The sequence below is a fragment of the Streptomyces sp. NPDC001056 genome, from assembly GCF_053598955.1.
The window spans coordinates 1-1,131 of the sequence record NZ_JBSFLI010000120.1; the positions used below are offsets into that span (position 1 = coordinate 1).

Here is a 1,131-nt window from a genome sequence, read left to right on the forward strand (position 1 = left end):
GCGGCGAACCGCCCTCGAGGATCAGCCGGTCCGCGTCGATGCCATGCCGCGCGAAGCGCGCGGCGGTCGCGTCGCACACGCCCTCGCGGCCGAGCTCGTGCGCCTTGAGCAGCAGCCGCGCGTCCGGCAGCGCGTGCAGGATGCGCGACCACGCGCGCACGACGTCGTCGCCGATCTTCACGAGCTGGCCGAAGCAACCGAACGTCGGATGGCCGCTCGCCGCCATCGGCAGCGGGCCGACCTCGACGTCGCAGGCCGGCGGCGTGAAGCACAGGAAGCTGTCGGGCAGCCGCCACGGCTTCTCGACGAAGTGGTGCGCTTCGGCGTCCGGCAGCGTGTAGCGGTCGCCGATGAAGTAGTCGATCGCGTCGCAGCCGGTCGACGCGAAGAAGCCGAGCCAGCTCGCCTGCACCGGCGCGGGTTTCCAGCCGAACACGGGAAGCCCGCTCGACTGCGTATGGCCCGCGAGGTCGACGAGGACGTCGATTTCGTCGTCGAGAATCATCCGCGCGGCCGCCTCCGGACCCAGCGCGGCGATGGAGCGCCAGCCGTTCGCGTGCGGCTTCAGTTTCGCGGTGATCGCGTCCTCCTCGTCCGTGGTCACGTACACGCGCAGGTCGATGCGCGTGCGCTCGAGGTGCGCAAGCACGCTTTCCAGGAAGATGCCGACCGGGTGCAGGCGCAGGTCGCCGGACACGAAGCCGACACGCAGCGGCCGCCCCTGCGCGCGCACGGCCCGCTCGCGCGGATCGTGCACATGGCGCGTCGAACGCGCGGCCAGGTGCCGGCCGTAGCGCCGCGCGTCGGCCAGGTAGTCGGCAGGGTTCACGCACGCGGACGCCGCCGCGCTGAACAGCAGCCGGTTCAGCACGGTCGCCGCGACGTCGTCGGCGTCGTCGCACACCAGCGCGAGCGCATCGCGATACGCGTGGACCGCGGCATCGACGTTGCCCTGCGCGCGCAGGATGTCGCCGAGATTGACGTGCATCAACACGGCCGGCGGGCCGGCCTGCAACGCCTGCCTGCAATACACGAGCGCCTCGTCGAGCCGCTGCAGCTTCAGCAGCACGACGGACAGGTTGTGGCACGCGCCGCCGTCCGCCGGATTCAGCGTGACGGCCGTGCGATGGC

General features: G+C 71.8%; 1 protein-coding gene. It reads right to left on the reverse strand.

Annotated elements, in window-relative coordinates; genetic code table 11:
- On the reverse strand, positions 1-1,131 hold a 1,131-nt coding region (locus ACWDD7_RS37835; RefSeq protein ID WP_450460728.1), incomplete at both ends, for an O-linked N-acetylglucosamine transferase, SPINDLY family protein.